Origin of the sequence: Paracoccus sp. M683, assembly GCF_007096355.1 — a bacterium.
GTDB lineage: Bacteria > Pseudomonadota > Alphaproteobacteria > Rhodobacterales > Rhodobacteraceae > Paracoccus.
The window spans coordinates 528566-544621 of sequence record NZ_VKDF01000004.1 but is presented as its reverse complement, the minus strand read 5'-3'; the positions used below and the strand labels follow the sequence as shown (position 1 = coordinate 544621).

20 protein-coding genes are annotated in these 16056 nt (G+C 63.4%); 9 read left to right on the top strand and 11 right to left on the bottom strand.

Features of this window, described 5'->3' with window-relative positions:
- Positions 1–2 precede the first annotated feature (2 nt).
- From FNJ84_RS09450 to ilvN, 3 genes are all read left to right on the top strand, one after another.
- The gene (locus FNJ84_RS09450) at positions 3–845 is read left to right on the top strand and encodes an arginyltransferase (RefSeq protein ID WP_143792845.1); all 843 of its coding nucleotides are present in this window, start codon (positions 3–5) and stop codon (positions 843–845) included.
- Between the two features lie 158 nt (positions 846–1003).
- Positions 1004–2758 (top strand): acetolactate synthase 3 large subunit, encoded by a 1755-nt coding sequence (locus FNJ84_RS09445; protein WP_143792844.1) that lies wholly within the window; start codon positions 1004–1006, stop codon positions 2756–2758.
- Between the two features lie 69 nt (positions 2759–2827).
- Positions 2828–3388, top strand: coding sequence for an acetolactate synthase small subunit (ilvN, locus tag FNJ84_RS09440; RefSeq protein WP_143792843.1), 561 nt, complete (start codon positions 2828–2830; stop codon positions 3386–3388).
- 111 nt (positions 3389–3499) lie between these two features.
- Here the strand turns inward: ilvN and FNJ84_RS09435 are convergent, their stop codons facing one another.
- Together FNJ84_RS09435 and FNJ84_RS09430 are read right to left on the bottom strand one after the other, a co-directional pair.
- A complete protein-coding gene (locus FNJ84_RS09435; protein ID WP_185968473.1) occupies positions 3500–3871 on the bottom strand; it encodes a hypothetical protein in 372 nt (123 codons plus the stop codon).
- 274 nt (positions 3872–4145) lie between these two features.
- Complete coding sequence (locus FNJ84_RS09430; RefSeq protein WP_143792842.1) at positions 4146–4907, bottom strand: M48 family metalloprotease; 762 nt, start codon at positions 4905–4907, stop codon at positions 4146–4148.
- Positions 4908–5114: 207 nt separating this feature from the next.
- Between FNJ84_RS09430 and FNJ84_RS09425 the strand changes: the two genes are divergently transcribed.
- From FNJ84_RS09425 to FNJ84_RS21955, 3 genes are read left to right on the top strand one after another with little or no spacing between them, the layout of a single operon-like run.
- Positions 5115–5354 (top strand): hypothetical protein, encoded by a 240-nt coding sequence (locus FNJ84_RS09425; protein ID WP_143792841.1) that lies wholly within the window; start codon positions 5115–5117, stop codon positions 5352–5354.
- 46 nt (positions 5355–5400) lie between these two features.
- A complete protein-coding gene (locus tag FNJ84_RS09420; RefSeq protein WP_143792840.1) occupies positions 5401–5772 on the top strand; it encodes a helix-turn-helix transcriptional regulator in 372 nt (123 codons plus the stop codon).
- A gap of 45 nt (positions 5773–5817) precedes the next feature.
- The gene (locus FNJ84_RS21955; protein ID WP_185968472.1) at positions 5818–5982 is read left to right on the top strand and encodes a hypothetical protein; all 165 of its coding nucleotides are present in this window, start codon (positions 5818–5820) and stop codon (positions 5980–5982) included.
- A 6-nt stretch (positions 5983–5988) separates the two neighbouring features.
- Here FNJ84_RS21955 and FNJ84_RS09415 read toward each other — a convergent pair whose 3' ends face one another.
- The gene (locus FNJ84_RS09415; RefSeq protein ID WP_143792839.1) at positions 5989–6237 is read right to left on the bottom strand and encodes a DUF167 domain-containing protein; all 249 of its coding nucleotides are present in this window, start codon (positions 6235–6237) and stop codon (positions 5989–5991) included.
- Between the two features lie 93 nt (positions 6238–6330).
- On the opposite strand from FNJ84_RS09415, the gene FNJ84_RS09410 reads away from it, so the two are divergent.
- Positions 6331–6912: a nitroreductase gene (locus tag FNJ84_RS09410; RefSeq protein ID WP_143792838.1), complete on the top strand. Its 582-nt coding sequence runs from the start codon at positions 6331–6333 to the stop codon at positions 6910–6912.
- Positions 6912–7631: an EI24 domain-containing protein gene (locus FNJ84_RS09405; protein ID WP_255471134.1), complete on the top strand. Its 720-nt coding sequence runs from the start codon at positions 6912–6914 to the stop codon at positions 7629–7631. Before FNJ84_RS09410 ends, FNJ84_RS09405 begins: the two co-directional genes overlap by 1 nt.
- Here FNJ84_RS09405 and FNJ84_RS09400 read toward each other — a convergent pair.
- Entirely contained in the window at positions 7585–7857 is a 273-nt protein-coding gene (locus FNJ84_RS09400) for a DUF1467 family protein (protein ID WP_143792837.1), read from the bottom strand. The genes FNJ84_RS09405 and FNJ84_RS09400 overlap by 47 nt on opposite strands.
- Positions 7857–8261: a methylmalonyl-CoA epimerase gene (mce, locus tag FNJ84_RS09395; RefSeq protein WP_143792836.1), complete on the bottom strand. Its 405-nt coding sequence runs from the start codon at positions 8259–8261 to the stop codon at positions 7857–7859. The genes FNJ84_RS09400 and mce overlap by 1 nt, the downstream gene beginning before the upstream one ends.
- A gap of 135 nt (positions 8262–8396) precedes the next feature.
- Between mce and FNJ84_RS09390 the strand changes: the two genes are divergently transcribed.
- Positions 8397–9134, top strand: a complete 738-nt coding sequence (locus FNJ84_RS09390) for a response regulator (RefSeq protein WP_255471133.1) — start codon at positions 8397–8399, stop codon at positions 9132–9134.
- A gap of 40 nt (positions 9135–9174) precedes the next feature.
- Here FNJ84_RS09390 and FNJ84_RS09385 read toward each other — a convergent pair whose 3' ends face one another.
- From FNJ84_RS09385 to FNJ84_RS09360, 6 genes are all read right to left on the bottom strand, one after another.
- A complete protein-coding gene (locus FNJ84_RS09385) occupies positions 9175–9888 on the bottom strand; it encodes a GNAT family N-acetyltransferase (protein ID WP_143792835.1) in 714 nt (237 codons plus the stop codon).
- Between the two features lie 26 nt (positions 9889–9914).
- On the bottom strand, positions 9915–11081 hold the full coding sequence (locus tag FNJ84_RS09380; RefSeq protein ID WP_255471132.1) for a DUF1501 domain-containing protein: 1167 nt from the start codon (positions 11079–11081) through the stop codon (positions 9915–9917).
- Positions 11082–11087: 6 nt separating this feature from the next.
- On the bottom strand, positions 11088–12458 hold the full coding sequence (locus FNJ84_RS09375) for a DUF1800 family protein (RefSeq protein WP_143792834.1): 1371 nt from the start codon (positions 12456–12458) through the stop codon (positions 11088–11090).
- Positions 12459–12537: 79 nt separating this feature from the next.
- Positions 12538–14517, bottom strand: coding sequence for an aspartate--tRNA ligase (aspS, locus tag FNJ84_RS09370; protein ID WP_143792833.1), 1980 nt, complete (start codon positions 14515–14517; stop codon positions 12538–12540).
- 59 nt (positions 14518–14576) lie between these two features.
- Positions 14577–15239 carry a CPBP family intramembrane glutamic endopeptidase gene (locus FNJ84_RS09365; RefSeq protein ID WP_143792832.1) on the bottom strand — a complete coding sequence of 221 codons (663 nt, stop codon included), beginning with the start codon at positions 15237–15239 and terminating at the stop codon, positions 14577–14579.
- Positions 15212–16006 (bottom strand): glycoside hydrolase family 25 protein, encoded by a 795-nt coding sequence (locus FNJ84_RS09360; RefSeq protein WP_255471131.1) that lies wholly within the window; start codon positions 16004–16006, stop codon positions 15212–15214. Before FNJ84_RS09360 ends, FNJ84_RS09365 begins: the two co-directional genes overlap by 28 nt.
- Positions 16007–16056 lie beyond the last annotated feature (50 nt).

Below are 16056 nucleotides of genomic sequence, written 5' to 3'. Positions count from 1 at the left end.
TGATGCGCCATACCCTGCCGCATGCGCCGCAGTTTTATGTGACGGCACCGCAACCCTGCCCCTATCTGCATGGCCGCGCGGAACGCAAACTGTTCACCGCCCTGCATGGCGAAAACGCGGCCGAGCTGAACAACGCCTTGTCACGCCAGGGTTTCCGCCGGTCGCAGAACGTGCTGTATCGGCCCAGCTGCGAAAGCTGCACCGCCTGCATGTCGGCACGCATCCGCGTGGCCGATTTCCGGCCCTCGCGCACGCAGCGCAAGCTGATGCGGCGCAATGCCCTGCTGCGGCGCCTGTCCACAAGTGCCTGGGCGACCGAGGAACAGTATGAACTGTTCCGCGCCTATCTGGATCAGCGCCATGCCGATGGCGGCATGGCCGATATGGATATCTTCGAATTCGCCGCGATGATCGAGGAAACCCCGGTGAAAAGCCGGGTGATGGAATATCGCGGTCCCGTTGGCGATGGCCAGCCTGGGCAGGCCGATGGCAGCGATCACCTTGCCGCCGTTTGCCTGACTGATGTGCTGGATGACGGGCTTAGCCTTGTCTACAGTTTCTACGACCCGGCCATGGCGGATGCCAGCCTTGGCAGCCATATCATCCTTGACCATATCGAACTGGCCCGCACATCGGGCCTGCCCTATGTCTATCTTGGCTATTGGGTGCCGGGCAGCCGCAAGATGGATTACAAGGCCCGGTTTTCCGCGCTGGAGATCTATAAGGGCGGGGTCTGGCAGAATATCGGCGACCCCGACAGCCACAATAACGAAACCCATCCCCTGTCCGTCGACCCCATTGTCGAACAGGTCGCGCGGATCGCACTGCCACAGTCGGAACGATAGTTGCGGACAGGCGCCGATGGGCGAAATATAGTTACAAAAAATCGTGCTCGCGCGTCATTTTCTCCAGCACGGGGCATTGACCCTGCCCGCCCTCACCAATAGTTTGCGGCAGCGCGGCGAAAATCCGCGCCTTATTTTTCACTATGGGAGTTACGGACATGTCCCGAGTCATGACGGGTGCGAAAATGGTGGTTGAAGCTCTGCGCGATCAGGGCGTCGACACTGTATTCGGCTATCCGGGCGGGGCCGTATTGCCCATCTATGACGAGCTGTTTCAGCAAAACGACATCACGCATGTGCTGGTCCGCCATGAACAGGGCGCCGTGCATATGGCCGAGGGCTATGCGCGGTCGACCGGCAAGCCGGGGGTGGTTCTGGTGACCTCGGGGCCGGGGGCGACGAATGCCGTCACCGGGCTGACGGACGCGCTGCTGGATTCGATTCCGCTGGTGGTCATCTCGGGCCAGGTGCCGACCTTCCTGATCGGGACCGATGGCTTCCAGGAGGCCGATACGGTCGGCATCACCCGCCCCTGCACCAAGCATAACTGGCTGGTGCGCGATACCGCGCAGCTGAGCCAGACGATTCACAAGGGGTTCCATGTCGCCACTTCGGGTCGCCCCGGTCCGGTGCTGATCGACATCCCCAAGGATGTGCAATTCGCCGAGGCCGAATATGTCGGCCCCAAGCAGATCGAGCCGGCGACCTATCAGCCGGTCCGCAAGGGCGACATCAACATCATCACCCAACTGGTCGAGCTGATGGAAAAGGCCGAGCGGCCGATCATCTATACCGGCGGCGGTGTGATCAACTCTGGCACCGGCGCCAGCCAGTTGCTGCGCGAACTTGTCGATGGCACGGGCTTCCCGGTCACCTCTACACTGATGGGACTGGGCGCCTATCCGGCCAGCGGCCGGAACTGGCTGGGCATGTTGGGCATGCATGGTCTGTACGAGGCCAATCTGGCGATGCATGGCTGCGATCTGATGATCAATATGGGCGCACGTTTCGACGACCGGATCACCGGGCGCGTTGCCGATTTCAGCCCCGGCTCGATCAAGGCGCATGTCGATATCGACCCCTCCAGCATCAACAAGGTGATCCATGTCGATCTGCCGATCGTCGGCGATGTCGGACATGTGCTGGAAGACATGCTGAAGGTCTGGAAGTCGCGCGGCCGCAAGGTCAACAGCGCGGCACTGGGCAAGTGGTGGGAAAAGATCGAGGGCTGGAGGTCGAAGAACTGCCTGGCCTATCGGGGCAGCGATACGATCATCAAGCCGCAGCACGCGCTGGAACGGCTGGAGGCGCTGACCAAGGGCCGCGACCGTTACATCACCACCGAAGTGGGCCAGCATCAGATGTGGGCCGCGCAATATCTGCATTTCGATCAGCCGAACCGCTGGATGACCTCGGGCGGGCTGGGCACGATGGGCTATGGCCTGCCGGCCAGCATCGGCGTGCAGATGGCCCATCCCGACGCGCTGGTGATCAACGTGGCGGGCGATGCCAGCTGGTTGATGAACATGCAGGAAATGGGTACGGCCGTGCAGTTCCGCCTGCCGGTCAAGCAGTTCATCCTGAACAATGAACGGCTTGGCATGGTGCGGCAGTGGCAGCAATTGCTGCATGGCGAGCGTTACAGCCAAAGCTGGTCGGACAGCCTGCCCGATTTCGTCAAGCTGGCCGAGGCCTTTGGCTGCGCCGGTGCTGTGGTGCGCGATCCCGCGGATCTGGATGCGGCGATCCAGCAGATGCTGGATTATGACGGGCCGTTCATTCTGGATGTGTTGGTCGAGAAGCATGAAAACTGTTTCCCGATGATCCCGTCGGGCAAGCCGCATAACGAAATGCTGCTGGGCGAGGCCGATACGGACGGGGCGATCCAGTCCGGCGGCGCGGTTCTGGTTTGAGAGTTGGGAAGCGGGGGCCTTGCCCCCGCACCCCCAGGATATTTCTGCACAGATGATAGGGGCAGAGCGATGAATGCATTGAACATCCAGAAGGGCGCGACCAGCCATTCGGCCTATGACCTGCGCGATCCTCATTCGCAGGTCGAGGAAAGCCACACGCTGGCCGTGCTGGTCGAGAACGAGCCGGGCGTCCTTGCCCGCGTGATCGGGCTGTTTGCCGGCCGCGGTTATAACATCGACAGCCTGACCGTGGCCGAGGTCGACCATACCGGGCACCGGTCACGGATCACCGTGGTCACGCGCGGCACGCCCGCCGTGATCGAACAGATCAAGGCGCAATTGGGCCGCATCGTGCCGGTGCATGAAGTTCATGACCTGACGGTCGAAGGCCCCTCGGTCGAGCGTGAACTGGGCCTTTTCAAGGTGTCAGGCAAGGGTGACAAGCGCGTCGAGGCCTTGCGGATTGCCGAGATCTTTCGCGCAAATGTCGTGGATTCGACTTTGGAAAGCTTTGTCTTCGAGATGACGGGAACGCCGGCCAAGCTGGATGCCTTTGCCGAGTTGATGCAGCCTTTGGGGTTGATCGACCTGGCGCGGACAGGCGTGGCGGCACTGGCACGCGGCGTCTGATTGGAACTTGTAACGGATGGGATCAGGCAGCCGCGCGCGTGTCGTGCGCTGCCAGCCCCTGCGCTTGTCTGCAATGAAGTCGGCCAGTGTGGATCGGTCAGTGTGGATCGGTCAGCGGCAAGCTGCCAGTCTGTGCCGGTGGCTTTGGCGGGTTTCGCTGGCGTCGCCCTGATGGTCATCGCCGATCCGCTCGCCATTTGATGTCACCAGCCGCAACGGAGGCTCCTCTGCCACGGCGGCGCGCTGTTTCAGCATCAGCGGCAGATCGACGCAATGTTCGCTGTTCAGCATCGAGACCGCACGGGCGTGGCGCAGATCACCAACCGTTTCGCATTCCAGTTCCAGCAGGTCGCCGGCGGCAGGCCAATCCGCGCCCTGAGCAAGATGCTGCGAACCGTGCAGATAGGCCAGCGCGCCCTGATCTTCACACCAGATAACGGCCTTTTGCCGTTCCGCGCTACTCCACACCACCACGCCGATCATCCGGCACTCCTATACTGGACCAGGACATGCGATGGATGCAGCGCCTGGTCATATCAAGCCTGCACAAATCATATGGACCAAAATGTATGGAAGAAAGCAGAATCTGCCCCGAGAATTACAGTTTCGTCGCGGAATCGGCCAACTGAGGCAAGAATGACGCCTGATTCAGGGTAACGAAGTCAACGCGGCGGCGGGACTTTGGTTCCCAGGTTAATTCGCGGACGTGGCAGCGCCGATCACCCGAAAGCCTGAACGCGGCAGTCACGCGCCGTCCCTAGCGCACGCGACCGCTGGTATAGTCATCGACCGCACGTTCGACCTGCGCGATGCGCGCCGCGCGCGACGGATGAGACCCCAGGATACGATCACCCGGATCCGGGATCCGCTCGAAGAAGCGGGCGCCATTGCGCGGATCATAGCCGGCATTCAACGTGATGATCGCACCCAGGTAGTCCGATTGCAGTTCCCATTCCTTCGAGAAGCTGCGGGTCGAAATCGAGGCACCGATCTGCTGGGCTGTGCGGATCACCGCGCCATCGCCGGTATAGGCACCAAGGATGCTGCCCAGAACCGCGCCGGCCGTTGCTGCGCGGCTTTTCTGGTCGAGATGGCCCAGAATGTGATGGCTGGCCTCGTGGCCGACAACAAAGGCCAGTTCGTCCGCATTGCGCGCTGCGGCGATCAGCGACAGGGTGAAACCGATGATCGGCCGCCCCGTCGCATCGACGGTCTGGAAGGCGTTGGGTTCCAGGCCCGCGCGATCGTCGACGACGAACTGGAAGTCGCAGTTGATGGGTTGGGTGCGACGCTGAAGGCATTCACGCTCGACTGCGGGTTCCATCTTGCGCATGACCGCGACAAAGGACCGCGCAGCTTCGGTCGCCGAAGCGCCGCGATCGGGCGACGGTGCCGCAACGACCGGCTTGCCAGCATCACCCGCAGGCACCGTGGTGACACCCGCATCTGGCAAGGGCGCACAAGAGGCCACCCCCAATGCCGCGCCCAGCAACGCGCATGTTAGTTTCTCGATCCGCATCGCTCTGCCCTCGTGCGTATTCCGACCAGCCGTCTCGGCGGCTTTTCGCTTACTCTAACCGCTGTGGCGGGGCAGGCAAAGCCCCCGGTTGCATCGAATTTCCCCAGTTCACGCAATTGTCGGCCCCGGTTGCGCCGGCGCCCTGAACCGGGTCAGATGCGGGCAAGGGCCAGACCACCCCCCGCGCCAAAGGAAAGGAGCGCCGCGATGTTCACCATCGAGCATGATTTCGACGCCACCGTCATCACCCTGATCGACGAGGCCGATGCCGGCACGCGGCCTTTGAACGAGGACGTCGTCATCCTTGGATTCGACGACCGCGTCGTGGTCGAGCAGATGAACCCCGAAGGAACCGAGGTTGTTCGCATCACCTTCACCATCGAGCAGTTGGAAGAATTGCGGGTTGCGCTGGACCTGCCGGAAGGGAATTACCGGCTGAGCCGCTGATCGGGCCGGCGCTTGACATGTGCACAGGAATGCACATATTGGCGATATGAGTGATATCAACGCCCCTGCCCCTGACTGCTGCCCGATCCGCGCCGAAGCCGCGCGGCGGCTGTCGGACATATTCGACGCGGATTTCTTTCGCGCCCTTTGCGAGCCGGTTCGATTGCAGCTGATCGTCAATCTGGTTCGCATGGGCCGGTCTGACGTGACCGGGTTGGCCGCCGTGATGCCTCAGGATCGCTCGGTCATTTCGCGGCATCTGAAGATGCTTGAACGCGCCGGCATCGCCAGCAGCGAACAACAGGGCCGCCATGTCTTCTACCAGGTCGACGGCCATGCAACGGTCAGCCATTTCGAAGCGATCCTGACCGAATTGCGGGGCATGGTCGCGCTGGAGGAAGCCGAGGCAAATAGCTGACCCCCTTTTTTACCTAAATACATGCACAAGGACGCAAACATGCACATGAAAGCCAAATCCCCCGCCCTTCTTGCCTTGCTTGCCGCCGCGCTTCTGGCGGCCTGTACGCCCATCGCCTCGGACCAGCAGCTGGATGGTCAGGCCTATCTGGTTCAGCCCGACGACTCTCCGCGCCTGGGTTTCAACGGCTTTACACCGGCGAATTTCTAGCGCCGTTCAGTCCAGGCGAAACTGCTTGTCGCGCGAGGCCTGCCCACGAACCAGGCTAAGCCGCGATTTCGCGATACCAAGCGCCTTGGCCAGCAGTTTCTGCACCTCGGCATTGGCTTTCCCGCCCTCGGGCGCGGCGGTGACCAGCACACGGATCGCCGCGCCATCGACAAGCACGGCATTGCGCCCCGCACGCGGCGTTACCCTGACTGCGATCACGGTTCCTGGCACGGCAAGATGGCTGAGCTCGCTCATGCATGCCATTGAACCTTGAAGGATCGGCGCCGCAACCCCTGTTCAACAGCGGCAACCACCCTTACATCTGCCGCGACTGATCAGGAGACGCGCATGGAATTTCGCAACGACCCCGCGCTGGAGTTTCTGGCCTCGCGCCGGTCGCACCCGCCCAGATTGCTGCGCCAGCCCGCGCCCAACCGCGACCAGATTACCCAGATGCTGACACTGGCCGCCCGCGCGCCAGATCATGGCAAGCTGGAACCATGGCGTTTTCTGGTGATGGAACGTGCCGCGCTGGACCATCTGGCCCCGATTCTTCGGCAAGAGGTTCTGGCGGCGGGGCAGGACGACGCGGCCGCCGAAAAGGCGGTTTCCGCCCTGGCATCGCCGGTTGTCGTGGCGGTGATCTCGGCCCCGGTCGACAGTGACAAGGTGCCGGAATGGGAACAGTTCCTGTCGGCTGGTGCCGTCTGTCTGGGGCTGGTCAATGCGGCGCTGGCATCGGGGTGGGGCGCGGCCTGGCTGACCGGGTTCGCGGCAATGAACCAGGGCTTTGCCCAGGCACATCTGGGGCTGGCAAAGGGTGAACGCATCGCCGGGCTGGTCCATATCGGCACACGCGGCGAGGTTCCCCCCGAACGCCCGCGCCCCGACATTGCCGCCAAGACCACCTATCTGGGCGACCCGGCCTGATGATGGGCTGGCGCGCGCTTGCCCTGGGCTGGGGTGATCTGTTCCGGCCCCGCATCCTGATGCTGCTGCTGGCCGGCATCGCACTGACCCTGCTGCTGTTCCTGGCGCTTCAGGCGGGGGTTTTTGCGCTGATCCGCCTGTTCACGCCGGGCAGCCTGACCCTGCCCTGGGTCGGCTGGACCATAGACATCGGAAACACGCTGTCCTGGGGATCGCTGGCATTGTTTCCGCTGATGGGATTTTTCCTGATGGCCCCGGTTGCCGCGGCCTTCGCCGGGCTATTCGCCGAACGCGTATCCCAGCAAGTCGAGACCATCCATTACCCGAATAATATCGGGCAATCATCTGATTTCATGGATGGATTGCTAGAGGCCATGGCAATTGCCGCGGCCGTGGTCGGGATTGCACTGCTGTCGCTGATCGCGACGCCCATCCTTGGGCCCTTTGCGCCACTTCTGTTTTTTGGCCTGAACGGCTGGCTGCTGGGCCGGGAGTTCTTCCAGATGGCCGCAGGCCGGCACCTGCACCGCCCGCAGGCGCGGCAACTACGCCACGAAAACGGGTTTCAGATCACCATGACCGGCGTGGTCATCGCGGTCTTGCTGACGGTTCCGGTGCTGAACATCATCGTGCCGGTTCTGGCGGCGGCGGTGTTCACGCACCTGTTCCATCTCATCCGCCAGACATCCCGCCCCATGCCTCCAGATCCTCGCGGGTGATCACGCCGCCAAGGATGATATAGGCGCAGATGGCCCACAACACGCCGGCGATCAGCGTCGCCCACAGCGCCTTGCGCCCCAGCCTTGGATTGGCTGGCGCGCCGGCATGGGTGCCCGGCACGATCCTGCCCTCGTCGGCCTGACTGCGCTGGCCGATCGGCAACAGAACGAACAGCACCAGAAACCACAAGACCGCATAAAGCACGATTCCGCCGGTCAGGTTCATCAGACCTGCTCCAACTCGATCAGGGTGCCGTTGAAATCCTTTGGATGCAGGAACAGCACGGGCTTGCCATGGGCGCCGATCTTGGGTTCGCCGGTGCCCAGCACGCGCGCGCCCTCGGCCTTCAACCGGTCGCGAGCGGTGATGATGTCATCGACCTCGAAGCACAGATGATGAATTCCGCCCGAGGGGTTCTTGTCCAGAAACCCCTGAATCGGGCTGTTCTCGCCCAGAGGATACAGCAGCTCGATCTTGGTATTGGGCAGTTCGATGAACACCACCGTCACGCCGTGATCGGGTTCGTCCTGGGGCGCGCCAACCTTGGCGCCCAGTGTGTTTTCGTATTGCGCGGCCGCCGCCTTCAGGTCGGGAACGGCGATGGCGACGTGGTTCAGGCGTCCGATCATGGTGACCTCCGGGTTTGGGCAGGTTCTAGGACGGGCAGGCCGGGATGGAAAGGGCCACAAGGTCGCAGTTAACCGGATGTTAGCGATTCGGGCCTTATCTGGTCTTGTCTGAGGAATCGGAACGGAGTCGAGGCGATGCTGACAGAAGTCGGGAATGGAACCGCGGTGATGGGCATGCAGCTATGGGCTGCCAGCCTGCCCAACAGGCCCTTGAACGGGCTGACCGTTCTGGTGGTCGAGGATTCGCGTTTTGCAAGCGAGGCCGTGCGCCTGCTGTGCCTGCGATCGGGCGCAAGGATCAGACGCGCCGATTGCCTGAAATCGGCGGCGCGGCATTTGCAGACCTATCGCCCCTCGGTGGTGATCGTCGATCTGGGCCTGCCCGATGGCGACGGGGCCGAGTTGATCGCCCGGATCGCCGCGACCCAGCCCCGCGTGCCGGTCATTCTGGGCATGTCGGGCGATCCCGACAATGAAACGCCGGCGATGGATGCGGGCGCCGATGGTTTTCTGGCCAAACCGGTGGAAAGCCTGGCGGCTTTTCAGCAGACCATTTTGGGCCACCTGCCCCCAGAAGCCCGGACCGGCGGGCTGCGCCTGCTGCCCGATGACGTGATCGCGCCTGATGCATCCGCCCTGCGCGACGATCTGGCCCATATCGCCGAGGTCATGTCGGCGGCCGAGGACACCACAGCGATCGAGTATATCGCCGGCTTCCTTGCCGGTCTGGGCCGGTCGTCGCATGACCGCGCGCTAGAGGATGCAGCCAATGCACTGGCGCGTGACCATGCCGACGGCCGGGCGCTGGCCTCGGATCTGACGCGGATCAGCGGCCTGGTACACGAGCGGCTGGCAGCCGCCGGCGGGCTGTAACAGCCGCAAGATAAACAGCGCGCGGGTCAGGCCGCGCCCCTCAGCCATCTTTGCGCCCCGGCAAGGCGGCGGCGGTCATCTGGCTAAGGCTTTGGCGCTGCTGGCCGTCAGCATCGAAATTCTGCGGCGCCAGCCAGTTCTGATAAACCTTGTCAAGCGCCGGCCATTCGCTGTCGATGATTGAGAACCAGGCCGTATCGCGGTTGCGGCCCTTGGTGATCATGTGCTGGCGAAAGACGCCCTCGAAGGTAAAGCCAAGCCGCAGGGCCGCGCGGCGCGATGGGGTGTTCAGGGCGTTGCATTTCCATTCGACGCGGCGATACCCGGCCTGAAACGCCCAGGCAATCATCAGCATCAGGGCCTCGCTGGCGGCGGCGCTGCGCTGCAAGGGCGGTGACAGCTGGATATGCCCGATCTCGATCACGCCATTTTCCGGGTCGATCCGCAGATACGAGGCAATGCCACGAATGGCATCGGCGGTCAGATCGCGGATCGCATAGAACAGCGGATCGGCCGATTGCGCCATCTTGGCCTGCCACGCACGATACGGCTCGACCTCGGCAAAGGGGCCATAGCCCAGATAGTCCCAGACCTCATCGCCGCCCTGATTCGCCTGAAACAGATCCTCGGCATGCCGGGCCGCATCAAGCCGTTCCAGCCGGACGAACCTGCCGTCGATTTCACCGGGTCCCGGCGCGGGCGGGGGGACAAAGGCGACAAGGGCATCGCCCAGGGGGCGCGATCCGGCGGTCATGGCAGAGGATCCTTTGCTACGGTGGCTCAGGCCAGCATCCCCGGATCATCGCCCATGTCCAGCCCCGGAAAGATCGTCGTTTCCAGGCTGTCGCGCCCGGTGCCGAACATCCCGCGCATGGCCCATGCGGCATAGGCCCGCACGTCGCGCGTGGGCATCAGGTCGCGTCCGGCATACAGATCCCCCTCGCCCAGCCCCGGCCAATCGCCGATGATCCGCCCGCCCCGGATCGCGCCGCCCGCCATCAGCATGGCGCCGCCGGTGCCATGATCGGTCCCCCCCGAGCCATTCTGCCGCGCGGTGCGGCCAAATTCGGTCATCGCCAGAACCGTCGTCTTGGCCCAGTTCGGCCCCAGCCCCTCGCGCAGGGTAAGGATTGCTTGCGCCAGCCGGTCCAGCGCCTTGCCGATGATCAAGGGCTGATTGGCATGGCTGTCCCAGCCCGCGATCGAGAAGCTGGCGATGCGGGTGTCGGCATTCAGCCGGCTGGCGGCAAAGCGTGCCAGCCCCGCGGCATCTGCGGCGCTGCGATCGCCCATCGCCTCGGTCGCGATCTCGGTGGCTTCGGCGGCCGCTTCGCGGAACATGGCATCGTCGTGATAGACATGATCCAGCAACAACTGCGCCTGCGCCGACAAGCGCAGCTGCGCATCGGGCGCCCAACTGCGCGCCGGCGCCTTGCCGGTCAGGATCAGCATCTCCTCGGCGCCCACCGAATAGGCCGTCTGCGATGTGACACCCGGCATGTCCTGCAACAGCCGGTTCAGCCAGCCGCCCTGTTGCAGGCGGATCGGCAGGTCGTTTCCGGTCCCGGCCTCCAGCAGATCCTGCCCGTCGAAATGGCTGCGCTTGTCGCGATAGGGGGTCGAGACGGCGGGTACGAAGCCCAGTTGACCCGCCTGCCACAGCGGAAACAGCGGCGCCAGCGCCGGATGCAGCGCAAAGAACCCGTCCAGATCCAGCGCGCCATGATCCGGCCCCACCGACAGCGTCGGCCGCAGTGCCGCCAGATCGCGGTCGCCATAGGGTTGCAGCACATCCAACCCGTCCATCGCCCCGCGCAGGATGATGACCACCAGCCGGTTCTCGCCGGGCGCCGAGGCAAAGCTGATCGTGTTCAGCAAAGGATGCGCAGCGGCCGAACAGCCGATCAGCGCAGTGGATTTCAGAAACAACCGGCGGCTTAACATCATGCGCCCCTATCGTCTGTTGAATTCATTCGATGCCAGCACGATCGCCACCCCTTCCAGCACCGATTCCGCCTTGGGCACTGCCCAGGTCAGCGCCTCGCCCGCCGTATCGCCAAGCGCCACAGCCAGAAAACCGCGCGGATCGGGCAAGGGATCGGCCAGCCGCGCCGGCATTTTCAGCGCCCATTCGATCCGTGCGGCCAGCCCCTGCGGCGTGATCCAGTCCGAGGCCGGTTCGGGCCAGCCATCCGGGCCGGTGGGCCGGTTCCAGGGCTGCCCCATCCGGGCCATGGCGCGGTGCATGTCGTTGCGGATTCTTTTCGGCTCGATCGCCAGGATCTGCTGGCCGGTCACGCCAAGCGCGCGCATCGCGGCAACCAGATAGTCAAAGGGCTGCCGCACCTTTTGCCGGAAGGTCGCGGCCAGTTCCTGATGCCCGATCAGCGCGGCATAGACGCTTGGCAGATCGCCCCGCGTCTCGCGCCACACCGCCGTCAGATCGTCGATCACAGCCTTGCGCGGCTGATCCGCCAGAAAATGTTGCGCCAGCTTGAAGGACAGATGCCGCGCCGTTGCCGGATAGCGCGCCAGATCAGTCAGGGCGGCGTGAATATCCTCGATCCGCGCCGGCCCGTCGCCGCCATAGCTGCGGCCCAGAACCACCTCGGCCCCCGGCTCGGCCTGGTTGCCGTTGAACACGCCCTCGTGCCTGCGGCGAAAGGTGAGGCCGGTCATCAGCTCGGCCAGTTGGCGCACATCGGTCTGGTCGTAATCGGCATTGACGCCCAGGGTGTGCAATTCGATCGTCTCGCGCGCCAGGTTCTCGTTCAGGCCCAGCTGACGCTGCGGATTGTTGCGCGCAACCCGCGACCCCGGCCCGACAGAGGTATCCTGATTCAGATAGCGCAGCATCATCGGATGGGTGTTGGCGGCGATCAGCATATCCTCGAACCGGCCGTTCAGATGCGGACGGATCGCCTCATCGACAAAGGCCATGGCCATCATCTGCGCCCCGCTGCCATCGGCGCGAACGGTGAAATGATCGGCCCAGAACTGCACTAGCCTTTCGCCGAACCCCGCCGGGGCGTCCAGCGCACGGGCCATCCGGCGGCGCAGGTCAACCATCGGCAAAAAGCTGAGTTCAGTCGTATATGCGCGATGCCGTTCCGTCGCGGCGGCCCCGCCTTCGGCGCGTGCCTTGGTCAGCCCGGCCAGCTTTTCGGCGCTTTCCCTGACCTGTTGCAGCGTCACCGCATCATCCGTCGTCAGCGACAGGGCGACGCTACCCAGCACCTCGGCCGCCGATTGCGGGGGTGCCATCAAGGGCGACAGGCCATAGCCCAGGCGGATTGCCGCGAGTTCCGGGAAAGACACCGACATGCAGCACCATCAACTACCAAAAACGCCGGGGAACTGGCCCCCGGCGTCTTTATGACATGGCCCCAAGGGTGAAGTCAGATCACTCTTTCGGCAGAACCCGCAGGCGCAATTCGCGCAGCTGTTCGTTGGTGGGTTCGGACGGCGCGCCCATCATCAGATCCTCGGCCCGCTGGTTCATCGGGAACATGATGACCTCGCGGATGTTCTGCTCATCGGCCAGCAGCATCACGATGCGGTCGATCCCGGCAGCGCAGCCCCCGTGCGGCGGCGCGCCATAGCGGAAGGCCTTGACCATGCCGCCAAAGCGCTTTTCGACCTCAGATGCCGGATAGCCGGCAAGTTCAAAGGCCTTGAACATGATTTCCGGCTTGTGGTTGCGGATCGCACCCGAGATCAGTTCATAGCCGTTGCAGGCCAGATCGTATTGATAGCCCTTGACCGCCAGCGGATCGCCGTTCAGCGCATCCAGGCCCCCCTGGGGCATGCTGAACGGGTTGTGGCTGAAGTCGATCTTGCCCTCATCGGTCTTCTCATACATCGGGAAATCGACGATCCAGGCGAATTTGAACTGGTTCTCGTCTGTCAGCCCAAGCTCGCGGCCGATCTCGTTGCGGGCGCGGCCGGCGACGGCTTCGAACTGCTCGGGCTTGCCGCCCAGGAAGAAGGCCGCGTCGCCCTCACCCAGACCAAGTTGCCGGCGGATCGCTTCCGTCCTCACTGCGCCGATGTTTTTAGCAATTGGACCAGCTGCCTCGAACTCCCCGAAATAGGCGTCAATCAGAAAGTTCGCACTTTTTAGATCACCATCTTTTAGCAATTTCGTGATTAGGACCAGCGCGTCATTTTCGCTCGCTTCGAGGTTTGCCTCAAGCATCTCGAGTCCTTGATCTAGGGGTATTTCCTTTCCGCCGCGAAAAATCGCCTTTGGCACAACGCCATCTAAGTATCTTTCTATCCTTGTTGCCTCGGGCTGACGCTTTCGCCAGAAGATATAGCCCATGCCCGGTAGGCCCTCGCGCTGCGCGAAGGCGTTCATGCGGTCGGCGAATTTGCGGCTGCCGCCAGTGGGCGCTGGAATGGCGCGGACCTCGGTGCCGTCCTGTTCCAGCAGTTTCGCGAAGATGCCGAAACCGCCACCACGGAAATGGTCGCTGACCACCTGCATCTCGATCGGGTTGCGCAGGTCGGGCTTGTCGCTGCCATATTTCAGCATCGACTCTGCATAGGGGATGCGCGGCCAGTTGGCATCGACCGGACGACCGCCGCCGAATTCCTCGAACAGACCCTGGATGACCGGCTGGATGGTCGAGAACACATCCTCTTGCTCGACAAAGGACATTTCCACGTCAAGCTGGTAGAAATCGGTGGGGCTGCGATCAGCGCGCGGATCCTCGTCGCGGAAACAGGGCGCGATCTGGAAATAGCGGTCGAAACCGGCAACCATGATCAGCTGCTTGAACTGCTGCGGGGCCTGCGGCAGGGCATAGAACTTGCCCGGATGCAGGCGCGAGGGCACCAGAAAGTCGCGCGCGCCCTCGGGGCTGGAGGCGGTGATGATCGGGGTCTGGAATTCGGTAAAGCCGCTGTCCCACATGCGGTTGCGCAAGCTGCGGATCACCTTGGAGCGCAGCATGATGTTATTGTGCAGCGACTCGCGCCGCAGGTCGAGGAAGCGGTAAGCCAGCCGGGTTTCCTCGGGGTAATCCAGATCGCCGAAGACCGGCAGCGGCAATTCATCGGCGGGGCCAAGCACCTCAAGATCGGTGGCATAGACCTCGATCTCGCCGGTGGGCAGCTTGGGGTTGATCAGTGATGCATCGCGCAGCTTCACCCGGCCGTCGATACGGATCACGGTTTCGGCGCGCAGCTTTTCCATCGCCTTGAAAGCGGGGCTGTCGCTGTCGGCCAGCACCTGCGTCATGCCGTAATGGTCGCGCAGATCGACGAACAGCACGCCCCCGTGGTCGCGGACCCGGTGGACCCAGCCCGACAGGCGGACGGTTTCCCCGGCATTGGCGGCGGTCAGATCGGCGCAGGTATGGCTGCGATAGGCGTGCATGGCGGACCTCTTTCGTTCAGCCCCCGCATGAACAGCGGGACGGGGGCGAAGTCAACCTGTCAGAAGGGTCGCACCACGTTGCCGGACCAGAAATAATAGCCCATGCCCACGGCAAACAGCGCATTGCCCGCCAACCCGTGCAACAGCAGGGCCGAGGGAAAGCCGTCGCGGCGATAGGCAAGCGCAAAGACCACCCCGCCCACAAAGGTCAGGACGCTGACGACAACGCTCCAATACATCAGATGCGCGAAGCTGAAGATGGCGGCATTGACGATCAGGGCCGTGCGTTCATCGGGGAACAGACTGCCGAAACGGTGAAAGAACAGCGGCCGGAAGATCAGTTCCTGTGGCAGCGCCGACAGCAGCGGATACAGCACCCAGATCACCAACAGAAAACGCAGGCGCGGGCCGGTCAGGTTCAGGATATAGTCGGGCTGGGTGGCCTGCATGATCAGCCAGCCCACCAGCGCCACCCCAAGGGTAAAGACCGCCGCAAAGCCCCATCGGATGCGGCGCCAGCCCCGAAACAGCGAATGCCAGTCAAAGCCCCCGGTGCAATACAGCAGGATCAACCCTGCCACGGTAAAGGCGAACAGCGCCGGAAACAGCATCCGCGGCGGCAGGCACAGCGCGATGGCCAGCGGCGCCCCGATATAGAGCGCCGCAAATTCGACCCACAGCCAGCGCCGTGGCCTTACCGAGACAGACGTGTCTGCAACCATCGCGCCCAATCCGCCTTTGTGCCCGCAAATGCGTTCAGATCCACATCGCCGCGAATCCCCGGAACGATGCCGGTGCCGGTATATTGCCAGAAGCTCCAGCGTTGACCGGGATAGCGTGCGCGGGGGTGATCGGCAACCGAGCGCAGCCAGAATTCAGCCTGCATCGTGCCCAGCTGGTTGTCGCGATAGAAGTCGACCGTCGTATAGATGATCGGCCGCTGACCGTAATACTGGCCCACGATCTGCATGAAGATCTCGGCCTCGCGCTTGACCTCGGCGGCGGGGGGCCGGCGCGGGCAGGTGCGCGAATTGGTCCATTCCAGGTCGATCACCGGCGGCAGCGCGCCCCGTTCGCGCGGAACGTTGCGGATGAACCAGCGGGCCTGCTCTGCCCCGGTGCGGCAGAAATAGAAATAGTGATAGGCCCCGCGCGGGATGCGGGCCGCGCCGGCCTCGCGCCAGTAACGAAGGAAATTCGGATCGCTGTGATCGCCACCCTCGGTCGCCTTGATGAAGGCAAAGCTGATGCCGGCGCCGCGCACCTGGTCCCAGTTGATGTCGCCCTGCCAGCGCGAGATGTCGATGCCATGGACCTGATGTCCATAGGGATGCCCGCTGCGCCACAGATGCGGATCGCTATCGCCCAGCTGCGGCGTATTGCCGCCCACATAGACGGCCCCGCCCCCGCCACGCGGCGGTGTGCGGCCACAGCTGACGACCATCGTCACCAGCATCATGGCCATGATCAGTTTCGCGATAAACTTCATCCCTGCCCCAAAAATCTGACTGCTCGGTTATTTTGAGTTCGTTATCGCAA

Excerpts from the sequence above, each read along its gene's own strand:
- FNJ84_RS09400 (WP_143792837.1), bottom strand. The coding sequence starts at position 7,857 with ATGAACCTGACCGGCGGAATCGTGCTTTATGCGGTCTTGTGGTTTCTG.
- mce (WP_143792836.1), bottom strand. The coding sequence starts at position 8,261 with ATGATCGGACGCCTGAACCACGTCGCCATCGCCGTTCCCGACCTGAAG.
- FNJ84_RS09405 (WP_255471134.1), top strand. The coding sequence starts at position 6,912 with ATGATGGGCTGGCGCGCGCTTGCCCTGGGCTGGGGTGATCTGTTCCGG.
- ilvN (WP_143792843.1), top strand. The coding sequence starts at position 2,828 with ATGAATGCATTGAACATCCAGAAGGGCGCGACCAGCCATTCGGCCTAT.
- FNJ84_RS09375 (WP_143792834.1), bottom strand. The coding sequence starts at position 12,458 with ATGTCGGTGTCTTTCCCGGAACTCGCGGCAATCCGCCTGGGCTATGGC.
- FNJ84_RS09435 (WP_185968473.1), bottom strand. The coding sequence starts at position 3,871 with ATGATCGGCGTGGTGGTGTGGAGTAGCGCGGAACGGCAAAAGGCCGTT.
- FNJ84_RS09415 (WP_143792839.1), bottom strand. The coding sequence starts at position 6,237 with ATGAGCGAGCTCAGCCATCTTGCCGTGCCAGGAACCGTGATCGCAGTC.
- aspS (WP_143792833.1), bottom strand. The coding sequence starts at position 14,517 with ATGCACGCCTATCGCAGCCATACCTGCGCCGATCTGACCGCCGCCAAT.
- FNJ84_RS09450 (WP_143792845.1), top strand. The coding sequence starts at position 3 with ATGCGCCATACCCTGCCGCATGCGCCGCAGTTTTATGTGACGGCACCG.
- FNJ84_RS09430 (WP_143792842.1), bottom strand. The coding sequence starts at position 4,907 with ATGCGGATCGAGAAACTAACATGCGCGTTGCTGGGCGCGGCATTGGGG.
- FNJ84_RS09380 (WP_255471132.1), bottom strand. The coding sequence starts at position 11,081 with ATGATGTTAAGCCGCCGGTTGTTTCTGAAATCCACTGCGCTGATCGGC.
- FNJ84_RS09425 (WP_143792841.1), top strand. The coding sequence starts at position 5,115 with ATGTTCACCATCGAGCATGATTTCGACGCCACCGTCATCACCCTGATC.
- FNJ84_RS09390 (WP_255471133.1), top strand. The coding sequence starts at position 8,397 with ATGCTGACAGAAGTCGGGAATGGAACCGCGGTGATGGGCATGCAGCTA.
- FNJ84_RS09445 (WP_143792844.1), top strand. The coding sequence starts at position 1,004 with ATGTCCCGAGTCATGACGGGTGCGAAAATGGTGGTTGAAGCTCTGCGC.
- FNJ84_RS21955 (WP_185968472.1), top strand. The coding sequence starts at position 5,818 with ATGAAAGCCAAATCCCCCGCCCTTCTTGCCTTGCTTGCCGCCGCGCTT.
- FNJ84_RS09410 (WP_143792838.1), top strand. The coding sequence starts at position 6,331 with ATGGAATTTCGCAACGACCCCGCGCTGGAGTTTCTGGCCTCGCGCCGG.
- FNJ84_RS09360 (WP_255471131.1), bottom strand. The coding sequence starts at position 16,006 with ATGAAGTTTATCGCGAAACTGATCATGGCCATGATGCTGGTGACGATG.
- FNJ84_RS09365 (WP_143792832.1), bottom strand. The coding sequence starts at position 15,239 with ATGGTTGCAGACACGTCTGTCTCGGTAAGGCCACGGCGCTGGCTGTGG.
- FNJ84_RS09420 (WP_143792840.1), top strand. The coding sequence starts at position 5,401 with ATGAGTGATATCAACGCCCCTGCCCCTGACTGCTGCCCGATCCGCGCC.
- FNJ84_RS09385 (WP_143792835.1), bottom strand. The coding sequence starts at position 9,888 with ATGACCGCCGGATCGCGCCCCCTGGGCGATGCCCTTGTCGCCTTTGTC.